14 protein-coding genes and 1 pseudogene are annotated in these 19,219 nt (G+C 49.5%); 11 read left to right on the top strand and 4 right to left on the bottom strand.

Annotated features, from left to right (window positions below; translation table 11 throughout):
* Positions 1 to 12: 12 nt before the first annotated feature.
* Complete coding sequence (locus tag MKX98_RS28240; RefSeq protein WP_339219725.1) at positions 13 to 966, bottom strand: D-2-hydroxyacid dehydrogenase; 954 nt, start codon at positions 964 to 966, stop codon at positions 13 to 15.
* Positions 967 to 1,292: 326 nt separating this feature from the next.
* Between MKX98_RS28240 and thpR the strand changes: the two genes are divergently transcribed.
* The 3 genes from thpR (at position 1,293) to MKX98_RS28225 (ending at position 3,570) form a co-directional block, all read left to right on the top strand.
* Positions 1,293 to 1,850 (top strand): RNA 2',3'-cyclic phosphodiesterase, encoded by a 558-nt coding sequence (gene thpR, locus MKX98_RS28235; protein ID WP_339219723.1) that lies wholly within the window; start codon positions 1,293 to 1,295, stop codon positions 1,848 to 1,850.
* A gap of 97 nt (positions 1,851 to 1,947) precedes the next feature.
* Positions 1,948 to 2,844 carry a cell wall hydrolase gene (locus MKX98_RS28230; protein ID WP_339219721.1) on the top strand — a complete coding sequence of 299 codons (897 nt, stop codon included), beginning with the start codon at positions 1,948 to 1,950 and terminating at the stop codon, positions 2,842 to 2,844.
* Between the two features lie 42 nt (positions 2,845 to 2,886).
* The gene (locus MKX98_RS28225; RefSeq protein WP_194544471.1) at positions 2,887 to 3,570 is read left to right on the top strand and encodes a metal-dependent hydrolase; all 684 of its coding nucleotides are present in this window, start codon (positions 2,887 to 2,889) and stop codon (positions 3,568 to 3,570) included.
* 102 nt (positions 3,571 to 3,672) lie between these two features.
* Here the strand turns inward: MKX98_RS28225 and MKX98_RS28220 are convergent, their stop codons facing one another.
* Complete coding sequence (locus MKX98_RS28220; RefSeq protein WP_194544470.1) at positions 3,673 to 4,848, bottom strand: glycosyltransferase; 1,176 nt, start codon at positions 4,846 to 4,848, stop codon at positions 3,673 to 3,675.
* 331 nt (positions 4,849 to 5,179) lie between these two features.
* Between MKX98_RS28220 and MKX98_RS28215 the strand changes: the two genes are divergently transcribed.
* The 4 genes from MKX98_RS28215 (at position 5,180) to MKX98_RS28200 (ending at position 14,141) form a co-directional block, all read left to right on the top strand.
* Positions 5,180 to 5,761 (top strand): TetR/AcrR family transcriptional regulator, encoded by a 582-nt coding sequence (locus tag MKX98_RS28215; protein ID WP_071222484.1) that lies wholly within the window; start codon positions 5,180 to 5,182, stop codon positions 5,759 to 5,761.
* A 199-nt stretch (positions 5,762 to 5,960) separates the two neighbouring features.
* Positions 5,961 to 8,228: a YhgE/Pip domain-containing protein gene (locus MKX98_RS28210; protein ID WP_339219720.1), complete on the top strand. Its 2,268-nt coding sequence runs from the start codon at positions 5,961 to 5,963 to the stop codon at positions 8,226 to 8,228.
* Positions 8,229 to 9,076: 848 nt separating this feature from the next.
* A complete protein-coding gene (gene gltB / locus MKX98_RS28205; protein ID WP_220683948.1) occupies positions 9,077 to 13,672 on the top strand; it encodes a glutamate synthase large subunit in 4,596 nt (1,531 codons plus the stop codon).
* Between the two features lie 316 nt (positions 13,673 to 13,988).
* Positions 13,989 to 14,141 carry a hypothetical protein gene (locus tag MKX98_RS28200; protein ID WP_326096197.1) on the top strand — a complete coding sequence of 51 codons (153 nt, stop codon included), beginning with the start codon at positions 13,989 to 13,991 and terminating at the stop codon, positions 14,139 to 14,141.
* Positions 14,142 to 14,230: 89 nt separating this feature from the next.
* Here MKX98_RS28200 and MKX98_RS28195 read toward each other — a convergent pair whose 3' ends face one another.
* A complete protein-coding gene (locus MKX98_RS28195; protein ID WP_076324736.1) occupies positions 14,231 to 14,599 on the bottom strand; it encodes a helix-turn-helix transcriptional regulator in 369 nt (122 codons plus the stop codon).
* Positions 14,600 to 14,858: 259 nt separating this feature from the next.
* On the opposite strand from MKX98_RS28195, the gene MKX98_RS28190 reads away from it, so the two are divergent.
* Both MKX98_RS28190 and MKX98_RS28185 read left to right on the top strand, forming a co-directional pair.
* Positions 14,859 to 15,221 carry a hypothetical protein gene (locus MKX98_RS28190; protein ID WP_339219717.1) on the top strand — a complete coding sequence of 121 codons (363 nt, stop codon included), beginning with the start codon at positions 14,859 to 14,861 and terminating at the stop codon, positions 15,219 to 15,221.
* 407 nt (positions 15,222 to 15,628) lie between these two features.
* Positions 15,629 to 16,555, top strand: coding sequence for an LCP family protein (locus MKX98_RS28185; RefSeq protein WP_194544466.1), 927 nt, complete (start codon positions 15,629 to 15,631; stop codon positions 16,553 to 16,555).
* Between the two features lie 111 nt (positions 16,556 to 16,666).
* Here the strand turns inward: MKX98_RS28185 and MKX98_RS28180 are convergent.
* A pseudogene (locus tag MKX98_RS28180) lies at positions 16,667 to 16,858 on the bottom strand (helix-turn-helix transcriptional regulator); the annotation flags it as partial.
* Between the two features lie 582 nt (positions 16,859 to 17,440).
* Here MKX98_RS28180 and MKX98_RS28175 point away from each other — a divergent pair.
* Together MKX98_RS28175 and MKX98_RS28170 are read left to right on the top strand one after the other, a co-directional pair.
* Positions 17,441 to 18,358, top strand: coding sequence for an ABC transporter ATP-binding protein (locus MKX98_RS28175; RefSeq protein WP_194544465.1), 918 nt, complete (start codon positions 17,441 to 17,443; stop codon positions 18,356 to 18,358).
* The gene (locus MKX98_RS28170) at positions 18,351 to 19,124 is read left to right on the top strand and encodes an ABC transporter permease (protein ID WP_233355078.1); all 774 of its coding nucleotides are present in this window, start codon (positions 18,351 to 18,353) and stop codon (positions 19,122 to 19,124) included. Before MKX98_RS28175 ends, MKX98_RS28170 begins: the two co-directional genes overlap by 8 nt.
* The last annotated feature ends 95 nt before the right edge of the window (positions 19,125 to 19,219 follow it).

Below are 19,219 nucleotides of genomic sequence, written 5' to 3'. Positions count from 1 at the left end.
TGTTACCTGGTCTTAGTACGACTTGCTATAGTCGATTACATTTCGCGACAGGGGCTTACCGCTTACATAGTTCTGCAAATTCTCCAGGAAAATATCCACGGCACGCTCGCCGTAGCGATCCGTATCGCCCGCCATATGCGGTGTCATGATGACATTGTCCATGGACCACAGCGGATGGTCTGACGGAAGCGGCTCTTCTTCGAACACATCCAGTCCCGCACCCGCCAATGACCCGGCTTGAAGTGCCTGAATCATGTCATTCGTTACCACGGTCTGGCCGCGGCCTACGTTAACGAAGAAGGCAGAGTCCTTCATCGCCGAGAATCTTGCCTCATTGAACAGTCCACGGGTATCATCGGTTAGCGGAAGGATGTTCACGATATAATCGCCTTCCGCCAGCGCTTCATCAAGCTGATCGACCTTATACATCGCTTCCACATAAGGATCGGATTTGCCGGAATGACGGACACCGACGGTACGCATCCCGAACGCCTGGGCCACGCGCGCTGTATGACTGCCGATCTGGCCGACGCCGACGATGACGATGGTTTTGCCTGCCAATTCCGTGAACGTGCCGGACGTATCCCATTTGCTGTTCGATTGCTGTCGAATTGCTAGATGAAGGTTGCGCGTGAAGGCCAGAATCATCGCGAAAATATGCTCCGTGATCGGTACGCTATGTACGCCGCTGGCATTGGTAAGCTGAATACCCTTTTCTTCGAGCTCTTTGAGCGGCATTTTATCGACACCGGCTGACCATGCTTGAATCCATTTCAGTTTACTGTCTGCAGACAATACATCTTCCTGTACGGAGCGTGACCAGCCGATCATGATTTCGGCATCCTGAACGATGCTTGGCGTAAGCTCTTTCGCTTTCGTAACCAGCAGCTCGTAGTCGGGGGCGATATCCTTGATTTTCTGCTGTTGTTCCGAGGTTAAGTCGTGTATGGCAACGATTTTCGGCATGGTGCTACCTCCTAAGGAATGTGATATAAACCAGAATAAAAGCGTTAAACTCTTTGGGAACATATTATCAGAAATCATCACTTTGCGCATGGACGAACTGTCCCGATTGGAAAATTTGTACATGAATTTTTGTCCGGTTTATGGTAAATTGAAGCTTCATCATATTTTTAGGCGAATTTGATGTACCCCTCATACTATTTTCAGGTATTATTGCTCAAACTATAAACGAACCAAGAAAACATGGTGCTTATAGTGGCCTAGCGGCTGCTTAGGATAAAAGAGATTGGAAGGAAGTGTCTTAGTTGAGCCATTCGGCTGAGGGAGCTATGGATCGTTTATTTGTTGCCGTACATCTGCCTTCGGAGGTGTCGTCCCGGATTCAGGAATGGACGGAAACATTGGGGGAGCAAGTAACTTTTAAAAAATGGGTTCATCCGCAGGATTACCACATTACCTTACAGTTTCTAGGCGATACGCCGTCAAATCGCATAGAGGAGATTACAGCGGCGCTGCAGGAAGTCGCTAAGGAGCATAAGCCCTTCAAGCTTGGCCTTTATGATGCCGGCGTGTTCGGGGCAAGCGCCTCGCCAAGAATTTTATGGGCGGGAATCGGCGGGGATTTGAATGCTCTGTTTCAGCTTCAGCAAGCGGTGGTATCGAAGATGGAGGCTTTCGGATTTGTGCCGGAGGAGCGACCGTTTCGTCCGCATATTACGGTTGGCCGGAAGTTTCAAGGAAACCAACAGTTTTCATTGGATGTTATCGGAACAGGACCCAAGCCCATCCAGTGGGAAGTGCAGCAGCTCGTTCTTTTTCGAACAAATTTGCATGCAACTCCAATGTACGAAACAGTAGGTGTGGCGCGGCTTTCGACCATTTTCTGAAACTGAAAATAGAATGTTCATAAAATTACCATGTTTTCAACGCCTAAAAATGTGGTTACATAGTGTAGGAATGTGCCGACATCATAGGAGGAAAAATATGGTTATGAAAGTGCTACGGCAAAATCGCTGGGTTGCGCTGCTCATCGGAGCGCTCTTTGTGAGTTTGTCTCTTATAAGTTTACTTGGAATGCAGACAAAGGCGGAAGGGGAAGAACAGCAGCAGGATATGCCGAAGTTCGTGACGGCTGCCCCGGCTCCTGTAAATGACCCTGATCTATCCGTAAAAGACGCGAGTACCAAACAGGATAGGGAACCTGTCAATATTTTGTCTTCAATTGTTTTCCAAGAGTGGAATAAGCCGGGGAGCAAGAGTCATGCTTTTTCAAATACAAAAGGCATAGGTTTGGCTGAAAACGGATATTGGAACTCGCAACAAGCATTGAAGGCTGCAGATGAGAAAAAGAAACCGTCGAAATCTCAGGCTGCGGACGGGAAACCGGCAAAACAAAAGGGGACGCATGTCGTCAAATCTCAGACTGAAAGCTTAACACCCCCCACAACTTTATTCTTCACAAGAACAAATACGTTAACCCAGGATCAGAAAGCCAAAGCGACCTGGACCTATGATTTGTCAGCTGAAGAACTGCTTCTGCTCCAGAAGATTGTCATGGCAGAGGCGGAAGGCGAACCGTACGAAGGCAAAGTAGCCGTTGCTAACGTTGTCTTAAACCGGCTGCGGTCCGCTAATTTTCCCGATACGATTACCGATGTCATCTATCAAAAGCACCAATTTAGTCCTGTAGCGAACGGGCGTCTTAAACGTGTCAAGCCGAACAAAGAGACGATTAAATCCGTGAATGCGGCACTTCATGGCCAAAAAGAGGTAAAGGACGATACGTACTTCTTCCTGTCTTTGAAGCTGGCTCAGGACCTGACGGTGCATCATTCAAGAACATTTGTTAAAAAAATAGGAAATCACTCTTTTTACAAGTAGTGCCCATATGGGTAAACTAGGATGTAGGAGGTGTGTTTAAGCATGAATATTACGTATTACGGCCATTCTAGCATTTTGGTGGAAGAAGGCGGAGTTCGTGTGATCATCGACCCGCTGCTATCAGGGAATCCAGGCTCCGGCATTGAGCCCAAGGACGTCAAGGTGGATGCGGTTGTGCTGACGCATGGGCACTCCGATCATTTTGGCGACTGCATCGAGATAGCGAAGCAGAATGATTGCCCGATTATCGCAGTCTATGAACTCGCCGTGTATTGCGGCAGCCTGGGTGCCAAATCCCATGGAATGAACATCGGCGGAAGCGCGCAATTCGATGGCTTTAAGGTGAAGTTTACCCCGGCCTTTCATTCTTCATCCATTTCGGTAGGGGACACCTGGATCTATGCAGGGCAGCCTGGTGGCGTCATTCTGACGATGGGCGGAAAAACATTCTATCATGCGGGCGATACGAGTTTGTTTGGCGATATGCGGCTGATCGGAGAGATGAACCGTATTGATGCAGCTGCGCTGCCGATTGGGGATTTATTGACGATGGGCCCACAGGACGCCCTGTTGGCCGCACAGTGGATTCGTGCGAAGCATGTAATCCCAGTCCATTATGACACGTTCCCGGGCATTAAACAGGATGCTGGGGCCTTCTGCGACGAACTAGCCAAAACAGGCATTCAGGGACATCCATTGAAGGCTGGAGAAACGCTGGAAATCTAGATGCATTTTTCATATAAAAAGCTTCCCTGTCACGAAGACAGGGAAGCTTTTTTGGGGTAATAGTTCAAAAGCGGGAATTATAGATAGAGCATGCTATAGATATTAGGGCTGGTCCGCCAACAGTTTGACGGCTTCCTCACGATGATCGGGCATGCGCCCTTCGGTCAGCAATTCCATCACCTGGCTGGCGCAGTGGTCGGGCTCCAGATGCGGTATGCGCCGCCGGCCGGCTCCATTACGTTTCGTACTCACCTGATCATAATGATCGGACAGCAGGTTCAGCCATTTGTCGATCACGGAAGGAGAGTCCAAAATTTCCGCATAACCTTCGCTGACAAAGAAATGGGAATTCACTTCTTCTTGTCCCGGGATAGGCTCATAGAACAGCATGGGAATTCCCTTGGCGGCTCCCTCTGTACACGTCATCCCGCCTGGCTTGGTAATGAGCAAATCCGACACTTCCATGAGGTTATGTATATCTTCGCGGTACCCGAGAACATGAATGTTGGGATGCTGAAAGATCGGGTCCTCGCGCATGCTGGCAACCAGTTTCTCGTTCTGTCCCATACAGAAGACCAGCTGGATATCATCGGCCCTGCTGGCCAGCTTGCTGAGCAGCTCCTTGTTGAATACGAGACCCCAACCGCCCCCCATAATCAATACGGTTGGCATGTTTTTTAAGTGAAGCTCGGCTTGAAGCGCTTCTCGATTGCCCCTTTCCCAGAACTTGGGATGCACCGGAATGCCGGTCACATGAACGAATTCGGGCTGAATGTCCCGCCGCAGCAGCATTTGTTTCACATGAGGCGTTGATACGAGATATTCGTCCACTTCCGGATTGACCCAGGTGCCATGGGCATCATAGTCGGTAATCAGCGTATAGAGCGGAACCTCGAGTCCCTGACGCTTCAGGCGGGAGACCACGGCGTTAGGGAAGGGGTGGGTACATATGATAAGATCCGGTTTCAGCTGCTCGATGACCTGCTGAGCCTGCGCGTAGAATATACGGTGCAGCGCGAGCCGCGTCAAACGGTTTAGCGATTTCTTATATTGCGAACGGTACAGCATGCCGACAAGGCGCGGACGGGTGCTGACGGTTTTTCGATAAGCGGATAAGATTAACGGCCCCACGGTTGGATTCAAAAAATTGCCAAGCTCAATGACGCGGCAGTGGATGCCGGGATTCATCCGTTGTATACCTTCAGCCAGCGCATACGCTGCTTGCGTATGACCTGTGCCGAAACCCTCGGAAAAGAGGAGCACTCTTGTATATCGCATGGTTTCACCTACTTCTTTCTCCCTCTATCTTACAAAACAGGAATCATTTTTTGAAGAGCGGCGCGAAAAAAAAGAGTATGCATCATAAGTATACGCGCAAAAGGGAAAAGCATTTCAATTATTTTACGGCTGGGAGTCCGAGCGTACCCTTACATTAGACGTCATGAGAAAATTTGAACCCTGCATTCAGAATATTAAAAAATTTAACGAAAAGATATTGCAATGGCTCCGATTATCTGGTAAAGTGATTTTTGACCGAATGACCGAAAGAGTATTTTGGTCAGTTTTGAAATGAAGGCCAATCTAAAAAGATCAAGAAGGAGGGGTAAGCATGTCAGCTGTGGACCGTCGGAAGCAGGTGCTGGATGCTGCCTCCAAGTCGTTTGCTTTGTTCGGATATAAAGCGACGACGATGGAACAGGTGGCTAAGATTGCAAATGTAGGGAAAGGTACGATCTACACGTTTTTCACGAATAAGGATGAGCTGTTCGACGAGATTTTGCTGTCGGCCATTATGGAGATGAAGCGTATTGCCGAGCGGGAGATCCGGAAGGACAGAGATTTCTTCGACAATCTGTATCGGGTGCTGGATGCGCTGCTTGAATTCCGAGGCGAGCATGAGCTGTTCATTAAGCTATCGCAAGAGGTGCGGGATATTGGCACGCCGAAGGCGCATGAAGGGTTGACGAAGGTGGAGAACGGGATCGTCGGATATCTCGAGGGAATTGTGGAGCAGGCCATATCGATCGGTGAGCTCAAGCCGCTGGATGCTCAAGTGGTATCCTTCGTGATGCTGAAACTGTACGTTGCCCTCACGACGGACTTCAATCAGCTTCACAAGCCGCTGAGCAAGGAACAGATCAAGGAATATATGATGGTGTTCTTGGCTGACGGATTGAAGGCTACTTCATAAGAAGGATACAGGAACCTCCTTCGTGATGAGGAAGGCGGACTCTCTAGGCTTGAGGGATCGTCTTCCTTGCCAGGGATCGTTTTTTTTTGGCCTAAACTGACTGATTGAGGATATTGGTCATTTTGTACTGGAATGTGATCTGCCATGCTGCAGATTCATGTCGGCTGGTTATCTAGAGAAAAAAAGGAGAGAGACTGGGATGAAGTCATTATCTGTATTTGCAAAAGATCTTGGCGCTGCCGTTCGGAATAAAAAAATATTGATTCCGATCATCGCGGTGCTGTTCATACCGGTCATGTACAGCGGTATGTTCCTCGGGGCCTTCTGGGACCCGTACGGGAAGATGGAGGATTTGCCCGTTGCGGTCGTCAATAACGACCAGGGCGCTGTTTTTGAAGGAAAGACGCTGCACGCCGGCGAGGATTTGGTTGCCGAGCTGAAGAAGGGAAAAGATTTTAATTGGCAATTCGTTAATAAGCAGGAAGCGGAGCAGGGCATGCAGGATAACAAGTACTACATGACCATCAGCATCCCCGAGAATTTCTCCCAGCAGGCGACAACTTTAATGGATGAACATCCGCAGCCTGCGCAGATCGTATTTGAGCCGAATGAAGGCTACAACTTCCTGGCGGCCCAGATCGGCGGATCTGCGGTGAAGCAGATTCAGTCCAAGGTGTCCGCGAAAGTGACGGAAGCCTATACGGAAACCCTGTTCGATCAAGTAGCCAAAGTATCCGATGGCTTGAGCGAAGCGGGAGACGGTGCAACCAAAATATCCGAAGGTGCCGTGAAGCTGGATGACGGCGCCGTGAAGCTGAAGGAAAATTTGGCTAAACTCGTCAGCGGCACACAGGAGCTTCAGAATGGAATCGCGCCTTTGACCAAAGGCGTGCAGGAGCTGAATAACGGTGCAGGCAAGTTGAACGCAGGAGCCGGTACCCTCGCTTCCGGCTTGGATCAGCTTAAAGCGGGTCACAGCAAGCTGCAAGCAGGAGCTGAGGAAGCAAGCAAGGGCGGTGCCAAGCTGCAAGCTGGGATTGAATCTGCCGCAGCCGGCAGTACCACTCTGAATGAAGGCCTGCAAGCCAACCAAGCAGGGGCTTCCCAGCTTGTGGCAGGCGCGAAAAGCGCTCATGAAGGCAGCAGCAGCCTGAAAGCCGGGCTGAATCAATCGCTGGAGGCTACGGCTTCCTTGGAGCAAGGCGCTAAGGCCGTTGCAGACGGATTGAAGAAGCTGGCTGAAAGCAATCCGGAGCTGGCGCAAAGTCCGGAGGTTCAGCAGCTGCTGGCTGCGAGCCAATCCGTTGCCACCGGCACAAGCGGGCTGAATGCCGGCCAGAAACAGCTCGCACAAGGCGCAGCCGAGCTGAATCAAGGCACGCTGCAGCTGCAGGAAGGCGCCGGCAAGCTGAGCGCGGGAGCGAGTCAGCTGGCTGAAGGCGGCAAACAGCTCGCAGCTGGCGGTCAAGAGCTGCTGGCTGGTGCCAAACAGCTGAGCGCCGGCCAAAGCCAATTGGCTGACGGCATGAAGCTGTTCGGCACGAAGCTGAGCGAAGCGGCCGCTGGCGGCAAACAGCTCGCAAGCGGAGCAGCCACCCTTTCGCAAGGGACGCAGCAGCTTGCAGGAGGAGCCGGCAAGCTCGGAATTGGCGTTACAACGCTTGCCGACGGCTCGAAAAAGCTGGATTCCGGAGCCGGTGAGCTGGTAAACGGGATGAATGAATTGAAGGAAGGCAGCGGAGAGCTTGCAGGCAAGCTGAACGAGGCTGCCGACAAGACAGGCGATATCAAAACAACTGACGAAACGGTCACCATGTTTGCCGGACCGGTACAGGTTGAAGAGCACAAGGTGAACGAAGTGCCGAACTACGGTACGGGATTCGCGCCATACTTCCTGTCGCTCGGTTTGTTTGTCGGAGCCTTGCTCTGTACGATTATCCTGCCGATCCGCGAAGCATCGGTACCGAACGCATCGGGTTGGAACCGGTTTGTCAGCCGTACGCTTTCCTTTGCCGGAATGGGATTGATTCAAGCGCTGCTGGCATCGGTCGTTATGCTGTACGGATTGAAGCTTGAGGTGCAGAGCGTTCCACTTTTCTATCTCTTCTCCATCATCACGAGTTTGTCGTTCATGTTCCTGGTGCAAATGTTTGTAACCTGGCTGGATCAGCCTGGACGCTTCGTCGTCATCGTTATCCTGATCCTCCAATTGACTACAAGCGCAGGCACGTTCCCGGTAGAGCTGATTCCGAACTGGATGAAGGCATTGAATCCGCTGCTGCCGATGACTTACAGCGTAAAAGGCTACAAGGACGTCATATCCACAGGAAGTTTCGACGGCATGTGGGCGAATGTGGGTGTACTGGCCGGATTCGGTCTCGTATTCCTGGCTCTGACCGCCGTGTACTTCCTGGCTACCCGAAACAACAAGAAAGCAGCAGACACCGATACAGCGTTGACTGCATAAGCAAGATATCTATTATATGAAGGAAGAGGATTTCCCCGAAGGTCGAGCAGATCTCGGGGAAGTCTTTTTTTTGATGCTCGGGTATAGTGTGGCCATGAAGAACTGACCTTGGAGCTGCATCATCTTATATTGGATCATGGTGATGATGATCACTTGCCTCTCCCGTTGGAGAGAAGTTGAAGGGAAAAGACCAGCGAATGGTTTTGAAAATGAGATAAGGTGAACAAAAACGCCTGTTCGGAATGTTTTATTTGCATGTTTTTTTGCACTATTCTACATAAATTTTAACTGTGTGTTGTGATAACTCTCATAAAAACAATTCTTATCAAATTCATAAAAACTTTGAATTGCCTGCACTGTATGACGGTGATAAAATATATAGAACTAATAAATCTTACGTGTCAGGTAAATGTTACCCCTTGCCGCTTTTGCACAATACTGCATCACCTCATGACAGTGTGTCCGCTGCAGGAGAGGATTGATGTCCAACCTTTAATAGGTTGTTCAAAAAGTCCGCTTTTGATAAGAGAACTAATCGAGGCAAATTCAAGGTTGAGCGACCGCGATTCAGAAGTAGGTTTTCTTGCGATATAGGATTTCATCAACTCCGTTGATAACTTATAAATCCTATATCTAACACGAGGTGAATCAGGAAGCCACTCGGCATCGAATCTTGAATTCAGCCGGGCCTTCCGGTGCTCACGTACCAAAAACGTACGCTCCACTCCTCAGTCCCTAGCTTCATCCAATCTTCTCGGTGCTGAAAACCGACCTTTTTGAACACGCACTTTATGTTTTCTGTTATTGATCAGCAGCATTTTATTCTATACAAAGAAAGGTTGCATCTTATGAAACATACTGATTTTCCCCAGAAACAGGGCCTCTATGATCCGCAGTTTGAAAAAGATGCTTGCGGTATGGGTTTTGTTGCCCATATCAAAGGTAAGCCATCCCATGAAATCGTTAGCAGCGCGCTGACCATGCTTGCCAATATGGAGCATCGCGGCGGACAGGGCAGCGAGCCGAACTCCGGTGACGGCGCTGGGATTATGCTGCAAATTCCTCACTCCTTCTTCTCCGCCGAAGCAGCGAAGCTGGGCTTTGAGCTTCCGGAAGCCGGGCATTATGGTGCCGGCATGCTGTTCCTATCCCATGACCCTGCCGTCCGTTCGGCCCATGAGGATCAGTTGGCTTCGATTATTGCTGAAGAAGGCCAGACCCTGCTTGGATTCCGCGATGTCCCGACGCATGATGAAATGCTGGGTAAATCGGCAAAAGCGGCAAAGCCGTACGTCCGCCAAGTGTTCATCGGACGAAGCTCCGACATTCAGGATGATCTCTCGTTTGAGCGCAAGCTGTATGTCATCCGCCGCCGCGCCGAGCTGGCTATCCGTTACAGCGGCAAGCCCGAAGGCGACAGCTTCTATGTATCCAGCCTGTCTTGCCGGAAGATCGTATACAAAGGCATGTTAACGACGGAGCAGGTAGGGGAATTTTACCTGGATCTGCAGCAAGAGGGATTGGAATCCGCTATTGCGCTGATTCACTCCCGTTTCAGTACGAACACGTTCCCAAGCTGGGAACGCGCGCATCCGTACCGCTTCATGATTCACAACGGCGAGATCAACACGCTGCGCGGGAATGTAAACTGGATGCACGCCCGTCAATCGCTGTTCGAGCATGAACTGTTCGGAAGCGATCTCGAGAAGGTTAAACCTGTCATCAACCCGGACGGATCCGATACCGGGATGTTCGATAATACATTTGAATTCCTGTACCTCAGCGGTCGTTCCCTGCCGCATGTGGCCATGATGATGGTCCCTGAGCCGTGGAGCAACCATGAGAGCATGGACAAGACCAAAAAAGCATTCTATGAATACCACAGCACGCTGATGGAGCCATGGGACGGCCCGGCTGCGATGGCGTTCACGGACGGCGTTCAGATCGGGGCTACCCTGGACCGGAACGGACTGCGTCCATCCCGTTATTATGTAACAAAGGATGATCTGATCATTCTGTCCTCCGAAGCGGGCGTTCTGGATATCCCGCCGGAAAATGTACTGTACAAGGACCGGTTGCGTCCTGGCCGGATGCTGCTCGTTGACACGAAGGAAGGCCGGATCATCTCTGACGAAGAAGTCAAAGCTAGCATCGCCGCGGAACTTCCCTACTCTGAATGGCTGGATGAGCATCTGGTAGAGCTTCATGATCTCCCTGACGCGCCGGAACTGCCGGATCCCAAGCATGAAAATGTACGTCAGCTGCAGCAAGCCTTCGGTTACACGTATGAGGAGCTGCGCAAAGTCATTGAGCCGATGGCGATCACGGGTGCGGAAGCTGTCGCATCCATGGGATACGATGCACCGCTTGCGGTGTTGTCCGACCGTCCGCAGCGGCTGTTCAACTACTTCAAGCAGATGTTCGCCCAGGTGACGAACCCGCCGATTGATGCGATTCGTGAAGAACTGGTCACTTCAACGGCAACAACGATCGGTCCGGAGCGCAATCTGCTGAAGCCCGAGCCCGAGAGCTGCCGTCACATCCGTCTGGATTCGCCGGTGCTATCGAATGAAGATTTTGCGAAGCTGCGCCACGTTCGCCGTCCCGGCTTCAAGTCCATGACCATTCCGATATTCTTCCCGGCAGCGGAAGGAGCAGAAGGGCTTCGTCAAGCGATCAATACCCTCTGCGAGGCAGCGGACCGGGTTATTGCCAAGGGTCATAACATCTTGATTTTGTCGGACCGCGGGGTGGATAAAGACAATGCAGCGATTCCATCGCTGCTTGCCGTATCGTCACTCCACCATCATCTGATCCGTCAGGGAACCCGGACCAAGGTGGCGATCCTGCTTGAATCCGGTGAGCCTCGCGAAGTACATCATTACGCCCTGCTGCTCGGATACGGCGTGAGCGCGGTCAACCCGTATCTGGCGTTCGAAACATTGGATGACATGATTGCGGAAGGCATGCTTCGCGGGATCTCGCATGAGAAAGCCGTGAAGAATTACATTAAAGCGGCAAGCAAGAGCGTCGTTAAAGTTTTATCGAAAATGGGGATTTCCACGATCCAATCATATCGCGGAGCCCAAATCTTTGAGGCTGTCGGCCTCAAAGAAGATTTCGTAGAAAGCTATTTCACACGGACGCCGTCCCGGATCGGGGGGATCGGTCTTGAAGAAGTGGCTAAGGAAACCCTGGCTCATCACGAGCGTGCCTTTACTGATAAGGACGGGAACGATAAAGCGCTGGATTCAGCGGGCGAATATCAATGGAGAGCTGACGGGGAAGAGCATTTGTTCAACCCGAGAACCATCCATTTGCTGCAGCAGGCTGTCCGCACCAATGACTACGCAACCTACAAGAAATACGCAGAGCTTGTGAAAGGTGAGAATGAGCAGCATCTTACGCTGCGCTCACTGCTCGAAATTAAGCCGGTCGGCGAGCCGGTACCACTGGATGAGGTTGAATCCGTAGAATCCATCATGCGCCGATTCAAGACCGGCGCGATGTCATTCGGCTCGATCAGCAAGGAAGCGCATGAGAGCCTTGCGATCGGGATGAACCGCATCGGAGGCAAGAGCAATACGGGTGAAGGCGGAGAGGATCCGGCCCGTTTCATCCCGGATGCTAACGGCGATTCCCGCCGCAGCGCCATCAAGCAGGTGGCTTCGGGACGTTTCGGCGTAACCTCCAACTACCTGGTGAACGCAGACGAAATCCAGATTAAGATGGCGCAGGGCGCGAAGCCGGGCGAGGGCGGACAGCTCCCGGGCCGTAAAGTGTATCCTTGGGTAGCCGAGGTTCGCGGTTCGACGCCGGGTGTTGGCCTGATCTCGCCGCCGCCGCATCATGATATCTACTCCATTGAGGATTTGGCAGAGCTTATTTACGACCTGAAGAACTCCAATCCGCGTGCGGATATCAACGTGAAGCTCGTATCCGAGGTGGGTGTGGGCACGATCGCTGCAGGTGTTGCGAAGGGCCGCGCGGATATCATTCTGGTCAGCGGTTACGATGGCGGTACGGGGGCTTCGCCGCAAGGCTCGATCCGTCATGCCGGTATGCCTTGGGAGCTTGGCCTAGCCGAAACCCATCAGACGCTCATCATGAACAATCTGCGTGACCGGGTCGTGCTCGAGACGGATGGCAAAATGCTGAACGGACGCGACTTGGTGGTAGCGGCTCTGCTTGGAGCCGAAGAGTATGGGTTCTCTACGGCACCATTGGTTGCCATCGGGTGTATCATGATGCGTGTCTGTCAAATGGACACCTGCCCGGTTGGCGTAGCCACTCAGAATCCGGAGCTGCGTAAGAACTTTACAGGAGATCCGGAGCATGTTGCCAACTTTATGCGCTTTGTCGCTCAAGACATGCGCGAGCTGATGGCAGAGCTGGGTTTCCGCACCATTAATGAGATGATTGGACGTACCGACTGCCTGGATGCCGTCAAAGCGGATCATCACTGGAAGAAGAAAGGCGTGGATATCTCCGCATTGCTGTATACGCCGGAGCTTCCGGAAGGCAGCACTCGCTATCGCAGTCAAAGACAGAATCATGGCCTGGAAGAGACGCTGGATATGCGTTCACTGCTTGGCAGCGCTGCACCTGCATTGGAATCGGGAGCGGCGGTGGAAGGCACCTTCCCAATCACAAACGTGGATCGTGCAGTGGGTACGATTCTGGGCAGTGAAGTCACGCGCAAATACGGCGCTGCCGGACTGCCGGAAGACACGATTCGATTTAACTTCGTGGGGTCCGCAGGCCAGAGCTTTGGTGCCTTTGTGCCGAAAGGGATGACGTTGACGGTTGAAGGGGATGCGAATGACTATATCGGTAAAGGCCTTTCCGGCGGCAAACTGATCGTGAAGCCGTCACCGAAGGCAACCTTCAAAGCCGAGGATAATATCATTGCCGGTAATACTGCGTTTTATGGTGCTACAGGCGGCGAAGCCTACGTAAGAGGCATTGCCGGCGAGCGCTTTGCCGTTCGTAACTCGGGTGCGAGCATTGTGGTTGAAGGTGTCGGCGATCATGGCTGTGAATACATGACCGGCGGCCGGGTAGTCGTTCTCGGTGAAACCGGACGGAACTTCGCGGCCGGTATGTCCGGTGGGGTGGCCTACGTCTATGATCCTGAAGGAACTTTTGTGGATCGCTGCAATCTGGAGATGGTACTCCTTGAGCGCGTAGAGGAAACAGCAGAAGCGGAAGCACTCCATTATCTTATCCGGCAGCATGAGCAGTACACGGGCAGTGTGCCTGCGCAGCAAATTCTGGGGGATTGGGATCAGGCTCTGAGCCGCTTTGTCCGTATCATTCCGAAGGATTACAAACGCATGCTCCTGCATATCGAGAAGGCTCAAGACCAAGGGCTGGCAGGTGAAGCTGCGCTTCTCGCCGCATTTGAAGCAAATATGAAAGAGTTGGCTCGTACAGGGAACTAACATCTGATGAGAGATCAGCTGATACCACATTGTGTTCTTTAATGAATGCAATGTGGTTTTTTTTCATATATAAATAAGTTACGATGGTATTGTTTTTAGAAATTATGCTTTTCAGCAAAATATTCCAAAAGAAAATTCGACAAAATTAGAACCGGAAGCATAGGACAAAGGCTCCATAAGACGACAGCATCATGTGGATTCGTTCGTTATAATATTGGTAAGTAAGTTGTTTAGTAGGTTGTTGCTATATACATGGTAATTTCAACAAGTATTGGCAGCTGGGATGGAGAGGAAATTATAGATAAGCGAGGTAGTTGTGGAAATGAGTGTGGACAAGGAGAGAGGCTCCGGAAGCACCGAGCAGCGGCTTGACCAGCAGAAAACGAACATCGACATCAATAAGCTCATGACTCAATTGGGAATCCATCCTGATAAATGGCTGCAAATGGAGGAATTACGAAAAGATTAAATATGATCTTACGAAGGCAAAAAATCCCCGGCATGTAGTGATGAGCGTATCCTACATGGCGGGGATTTTGTAGTTCTTAGGCATGAGCATTATTTCATGGCTCGTTCCATGCGAACAAATGCAATGAATCGCTTGGCTTCATCTTCGGTTAGCTTACGACCGTCCACCGTAAGGTTAAAGCGTTCCAATAAATCCTCATCGGATAGTTCAAGTCCGTCCACAAATGATCGAACCTCCGCATCTAGCACCGTTTTTTCCTGTGTCGTTCTCCCGATCAGATAATCTATGGATACGTCAAACAGATCTGCCAGGCGGGTCAATGTTTCGAAATCAGGCTTGCGCCGATTTTTTTCATAATGGGATAGTGCAGCACGTGTAATACCGACAGAGGTAGCGAGTTCTTCCTGAGTCCAACCATGCTGTTCACGTAATTCTGATATTCGTTCTCCGTAGTTCACGCATTGATCCCCCTTTCGAATGGCTTTGTATCTATAGAAGCTAGTTGGATAGATCTATAAGACGAAATTGCCGATTTATTATAAACATAAAAAGACTACTTTTTATTGACTAGATACAATGTGTATCGTATTATAAACATTAATGAGATACATATTGTATCTGCATTGTAAAGGTTTGGGTACAGTTAGTATCATTTTATCCAGTGCAGAAATGTCCCATACCAAAAAATTATAATAAGGAGCGGATGGGTGACCTCCAATGTTACGAGAACGGCAACACCAAATTACGGTAAGGATTAAAGTCATGCAGATCGGGCAATTAACCATTCATGGGAAAAGTCATTCCGTTACTCCGCTAGAACTGCTGCCCAGTGGTCTTGTATTCCTATGTCCTTGGGAAATACCGATTCATTCTAATATTATATTGGGTTACGAAATTGACGATAATGTGGATCATATTCTGCTTTCGGGCCACATTGAATCAAGGGGGCTCTTTTATGGACGCCAATTGTATCATACTGAATTCCATACAGACGGCGATAAAAAGACCCGTATCGTGGGTATGTTGAACCGAATGATGTTCAGTCACAGCGAGTCGAATAAAATGAGTCTCTATAACTGAAACGTAATTCATGGATTACCTGCAGCGAACAGGGAATCCCGATGCATCATTATCATGGTTTATTGCTATTCTACTATATTTACGTTGCTTGGTCATTAGTTCTTTTACCTTAAATCCGTATGCATGATGAGGGATAGGTTTTAGAATATCGATGTTTTTCTCCTATTAATAATGAGACTTCATTGTATAATTTCATATGTAGATTTGTATCTAATCTCGAATCGGAGTTGTATATTTAGTTCATTGTAATCATGAAATATCCTCGATACATCTTTCTGCTGGTTTCCCTTCTCCTAATCTATCTTTGTTCAAGATGATTTCACTGTATTTATGTATTCTTTAAGTCGTGATTCAACATCGACCTTTAACGGGACAGTATAAGGTCAACGCAATGGAGGCATCACTGGATGAAAATGACAAGGAAATGGGTCCTGTGGCTGCTGGCTATTCTTATACTGCTGCCTTCAGCTTATCTTCTGTATACGTATCAATCCATTAAGTCGACAGCAGTTCGGATTTACGAAGAGCGGGAGCCTTCGCCTGTAGTTCCAACATTCGTACATGACCGGACGACTATTCAGGTCGGAGAGAAAAACATGAAGGACGCTGATCCATTTACTGTTCTGGTTTTGGGTGTAGACCAAAGGCCCTATGATCGTGGACGATCCGACGTCATGATATTAATGGCAGTAAACCCTGCAAAGGGGTCAGTACTTATTTTTAATATTCCACGTGATACCAGGACTGATATCGTAGGACATGGAACGGTGGATAAAATTAACCATGCCTATGCCTTTGGGGGCGTTGAGATGTCGATCAGCAGCGTGGAGAATTTTTTGCAATTCCCTATCGATTACTACATTAAAGTGGACATGGAGGGCTTCTCAAGCATTGTAGATTCATTAGGTGGAGTTACCGTGGATAACCATATGCGGTTCGAATATGCGGGCTATGACTTTGATCAGGGGAAGTTGAACTTAAACGGTGAGGAAGCATTGGCATTCTCGCGTATGCGGTTTGAAGATCCTAAGGGGGATTTAGGCAGGAATGCAAGGCAGCGGGAGGTTCTGAAGGGGATCTTAAATAAGTTGATAAGGATTTCGACGGTTTTTAAACTAGAATCACTTCTGGATAACATTGGGAACAGCGTCAAAACGGATATTTCGTTTGAAGAGATGAAGATGTTTGTAACAGAGTACCGTCAAAAACTGAAAAAGGTTGAGCAGGTTGAAATCGCAGGCCATGGACAAAAAATGAATGGAATTTGGTATTATATCGTCGGTGATCAAGAACGAGAAAAGATAACGTCTACGTTACAAGCGTATATGGAATGACTCGTAACACAAAACCCCCTTTTTGAGTAGAGGGGGTTTTTGTGTGTGGAGTAGAATATCGAAGTTTTAGGTTGTTTTGATTATTTTTGAGTGGGGGGATTGAACAGACTATCTTCCAATGATTTGATCAATCGTGGTTTGAAATACGTCCGCTAATCTTGTTAGCGTTTCCAAGTTTGGTTCTCTGCGATCTTTCTCATAATGTGATAAAGAAGCCCGACTGATACCAATACGTTCGGATAGCTCTTCCTGGGTCCAACCTTTTTGCTCCCGCAATTTTGCAATGCGAGATCCATATGACATTCACAATCACCTCTCTACAGGTTCCATTAATTTAGAGGAAACCTATATCATATAAAATATCTAATATGATACAAAATGTATCTTAAATTCCATCGATCGTCAATACATATTGTATCATTAATTAAAAATTTAGAAAAAAATGTATCTTTATCTTTCCGATATCATGGTTATCCCAGGTCCTGTAGTCTCATCATAGTATGCTTGATTTAGGTTTGACAAAGAGTAACAATTTATATAGAATTTTTGTAGTGGATACATTTTGTATCATACTGTGCATAGATATAGATGCATCTATCCCGAAAGAGGAGATGACGGGATGAAAGAAGTGATGATGTATTGCGTCAGTTGCTGTCGGATGCTTCCTATTGCACAAAGCCACAGCTTGTATAAAACCGGATTCTATAAGCATAATGTTCCGGCGGGAGTCTGCAAGTCGTGTCAATCGGCTTTGTTGGTGCATCGCGAGTAGACGGCTCCATTAACAGCAATATAGGGGTCATGCATTCAACAATTTTGTCCTTTGCTCTAGTATTGTATAATTGTGGAGATTGCATGATACAAGGGCAAAGGAGAATAGATTACATGAAGCAGGAACCGCTGGTAAGACTGCTCGGGGTTACGAAGAAAATCTCGTCCAAGGTTTTGGTGGATAATGTGACATTAGATATTCCATCTGGACAAATCTTCGGGTTTCTTGGACCGAACGGGGCTGGCAAGACAACGACCATTCGGATGATGGTCGGGCTGATGTCTATTACTCAAGGGGATATTACCATCGGGGGTTACAGCATACGGAACAATTATGAGCAGGCAGCCGCCCAGATTGGCGCGATTGTCGAGAACCCGGAGATGTATAAATTTTTGTCTGGTTATAACAACCTGAAGCATTATGCGCGCATGATGCAGGGCATTACCAAGGAGCGTATCGAAGAGGTAGTGGAACTCGTAGGGCTAGGGAATCGGATTCATGAGAAAGTGCAGACCTATTCGCTGGGGATGCGTCAACGACTCGGCGTGGCGCAGGCACTGCTGCACCGGCCGAAGCTTCTGATCCTGGACGAGCCTACGAATGGCTTGGACCCGCAGGGCATTCGGGAGCTGCGAGATTATTTGCGCAGATTGACGCAGGAGGAAGGGACGACCGTATTTGTCTCCAGTCATTTGCTGTCCGAGATGGAGCTGATGTGTGATACCGTTGGCATTATACGTCACGGCAAGCTGATTGATATCCGGCAGCTGCGGACGGCTGAGGGAGAGCGTGTGTTTGAAGAGACGGCATTTACCGTCAATGACGCGGAAGCAGCGGCGGCGCTGCTCCAAGAATTTCAAGCGTCGGCCCGCGATCACCGAATCATTGTCCGCGGTGACGAGAATATGATTGCGGATATCAACGCGACATTGGTCGGAGCCGGCATACGGGTCTATGCCATACAGCCGGTGACCCGGTCCCTTGAGGATCAATTCTTGGAAATGACGGGAGGGGGATTCGTTGTTGAATAACTTTACCCGTCTTGTAGCCAATGAGAATATGAAAATTTACTATCGCGTACGGACATGGGTCATGCTGGCGATTCTTCTCTTGTTTAATGTGGCCATGCCTGCCATGCTGTACTTTACGAATGCGCCAATGGATGTCTGGACCGTATTCACATGGACGGAGAGTTTCACCATCTACCTGAGTACGATCTTCACGGTGATCATCGCAGCGGATATCGTGGCAGGGGAGTTTGCCGGAGGGACCATCAAATTGCTGCTGATTCGGCCGTGGAGCCGAGGGAAGATTCTGTTGTCCAAATTCACCGCTCTGCTTCTATTCGGTCTGCTCTGTGCAGGAATCACGGCTGTGGTAGGGATCGCTATGTCGCTGCTGTTATTCTCCGGAAATACCGGATGGTCGGGCGGATTCGAGGGATCTTCGATGAACAATTCGCTGCTTCTCCTGCTGACCGATACGACCCAGGCGCTGGTCATCTCGCTGATTGCGTTTATGCTTTCTACGGTGTTTCGTTCTGGCGGTTTGGCGATTGGCTTATCGCTGCTGGTTCTGTTCACCAAGGATATTTTCGGCTTTATCTTTAATCCGGAGCGGTTTGCATGGGCGAAGTACTTACTCTTTCTCCACACCGACCTGAGCGGTTACATTCAGTCGCCGGTCGGACCGGGGGGAGTTGGGCTCGGTTTCTCCATCACGATTCTGGTTGTTTATAGCCTGTTGTTCATGCTCATCTCTTGGTTGGCCTTTACGAGGAGAGACGTTGCAGCTTAATTTATGAATAAGAAAAGAGCTCCTTCTGCCCGTGTGAACATGGATGGGAAGGGGCTCTTTGATTATGCCGGCTGAAAGAACTAGCCGCTCTATAT

The sequence above is a fragment of the Paenibacillus sp. FSL W7-1332 genome (assembly GCF_037969785.1).
In the GTDB taxonomy this organism is placed as follows: domain Bacteria; phylum Bacillota; class Bacilli; order Paenibacillales; family Paenibacillaceae; genus Paenibacillus_AQ.
The sequence above is the reverse complement of the archived record's forward strand: the minus strand, read 5'-3'. Positions and strand labels throughout refer to the sequence as shown.

Coding starts and splice junctions, on each gene's coding strand:
- MKX98_RS28230 (WP_339219721.1), top strand. CDS start 1,948: ATGGTTATGAAAGTGCTACGGCAAAATCGCTGGGTTGCGCTGCTCATC.
- MKX98_RS28175 (WP_194544465.1), top strand. CDS start 17,441: ATGAAGCAGGAACCGCTGGTAAGACTGCTCGGGGTTACGAAGAAAATC.
- MKX98_RS28210 (WP_339219720.1), top strand. CDS start 5,961: ATGAAGTCATTATCTGTATTTGCAAAAGATCTTGGCGCTGCCGTTCGG.
- MKX98_RS28190 (WP_339219717.1), top strand. CDS start 14,859: ATGTTACGAGAACGGCAACACCAAATTACGGTAAGGATTAAAGTCATG.
- MKX98_RS28185 (WP_194544466.1), top strand. CDS start 15,629: ATGAAAATGACAAGGAAATGGGTCCTGTGGCTGCTGGCTATTCTTATA.
- MKX98_RS28220 (WP_194544470.1), bottom strand. CDS start 4,848: ATGCGATATACAAGAGTGCTCCTCTTTTCCGAGGGTTTCGGCACAGGT.
- MKX98_RS28215 (WP_071222484.1), top strand. CDS start 5,180: ATGTCAGCTGTGGACCGTCGGAAGCAGGTGCTGGATGCTGCCTCCAAG.
- gltB (WP_220683948.1), top strand. CDS start 9,077: ATGAAACATACTGATTTTCCCCAGAAACAGGGCCTCTATGATCCGCAG.
- thpR (WP_339219723.1), top strand. CDS start 1,293: ATGGATCGTTTATTTGTTGCCGTACATCTGCCTTCGGAGGTGTCGTCC.
- MKX98_RS28240 (WP_339219725.1), bottom strand. CDS start 966: ATGCCGAAAATCGTTGCCATACACGACTTAACCTCGGAACAACAGCAG.
- MKX98_RS28225 (WP_194544471.1), top strand. CDS start 2,887: ATGAATATTACGTATTACGGCCATTCTAGCATTTTGGTGGAAGAAGGC.